The organism is Leclercia sp. EC_58, assembly GCF_019584355.1.
In the GTDB taxonomy this organism is placed as follows: Bacteria; Pseudomonadota; Gammaproteobacteria; order Enterobacterales; family Enterobacteriaceae; genus Enterobacter.
This window is the reverse complement of the sequence record NZ_VDAM01000001.1, coordinates 1,466,445-1,467,480: the sequence shown is the minus strand read 5'-3', so window position 1 is coordinate 1,467,480 and position 1,036 is coordinate 1,466,445. Positions and strand designations below refer to the sequence as shown.

Annotated in this window: 4 tRNA genes and 1 rRNA gene; 1 reads left to right on the top strand and 4 read right to left on the bottom strand. The window is 53.1% G+C overall.

From position 1 onward, the window contains the following. Positions 1–39: 39 nt before the first annotated feature. The 3 genes from FHC51_RS07185 to FHC51_RS07175 form a co-directional block, all read right to left on the bottom strand. Positions 40–115: transfer RNA gene (locus FHC51_RS07185), tRNA-Gly, on the bottom strand. 32 nt (positions 116–147) lie between these two features. Continuing rightward, positions 148–223: transfer RNA gene (locus tag FHC51_RS07180), tRNA-Gly, on the bottom strand. A 151-nt stretch (positions 224–374) separates the two neighbouring features. After that, positions 375–450, bottom strand: a tRNA-Gly gene (locus FHC51_RS07175). 36 nt (positions 451–486) lie between these two features. Between FHC51_RS07175 and FHC51_RS07170 the strand changes: the two genes are divergently transcribed. Further along, positions 487–562 (top strand) — tRNA-Phe (locus tag FHC51_RS07170). A 369-nt stretch (positions 563–931) separates the two neighbouring features. Here FHC51_RS07170 and rrf read toward each other — a convergent pair. After that, a 5S ribosomal RNA gene (gene rrf / locus FHC51_RS07165) occupies positions 932–1,036 on the bottom strand.

Genomic DNA, 1,036 nt, shown 5'->3' with positions numbered 1-1,036 from the left:
GGCTTTCCGCGGTGGATATCTGGAGGAGGAGAAAAAATTTGGAGCGGGAAACGAGACTCGAACTCGCGACCCCGACCTTGGCAAGGTCGTGCTCTACCAACTGAGCTATTCCCGCTTGGGTGGTGTTACTTCTTTGCGAACAAATTTTGGAGCGGGAAACGAGACTCGAACTCGCGACCCCGACCTTGGCAAGGTCGTGCTCTACCAACTGAGCTATTCCCGCTTAATCTTCGTCTTTCAAGCCGCCACTGCGTTGGCTTCCTTCACTCACCTTAGTCACTTACTTTAGTAAGCTCCTAAGGATTCGTTCAGTTGCCGCCTTGTTGCAACCTGAAATCCTGCGATTGGTGGTCTTACTTCTCAGCAAACAGATTTGGAGCGGGAAACGAGACTCGAACTCGCGACCCCGACCTTGGCAAGGTCGTGCTCTACCAACTGAGCTATTCCCGCAAAATCTGTGCTGTCGTAACGATGAATTCTCTGTCGGCCCGGATAGCTCAGTCGGTAGAGCAGGGGATTGAAAATCCCCGTGTCCTTGGTTCGATTCCGAGTCCGGGCACCACTATTTAAAGAACCCGCCCAAAAGGCGGGTTTTTGCTTTTCAGGGTTCTGTCAGCTCCCCCTCCTTCAAGCCTGCTTATGGCCTCTTGCATCTCTCACGTAACGTATCTCTGTGTGCCGCAGACAGCGGTTCACCCTACTGACATCTTTGTACAACGTTGCTTAAAAATGGCCTCATAACGCGACTCAGTGCGCCAGACATGCATCAGTTAAAAGATCGACTGCTGGTACATGCGCGATCCTGTTGAAAAGGGGAAATAAACGAAGAAAGAAATACATTCAGGCCGGATAAGCGCAGCGTCGTTCGGCGTGCTGCGGCGCAGAAACGCAAAAAGCCCATCCGTGAGGATGGGCTTTCGGCTTGTTTGATGCCTGGCAGTTCCCTACTCTCGCATGGGGAGACCCCACACTACCATCGGCGCTACGGCGTTTCACTTCTGAGTTCGGCATGGGGTCAGGTGGGACCACCGCGCTA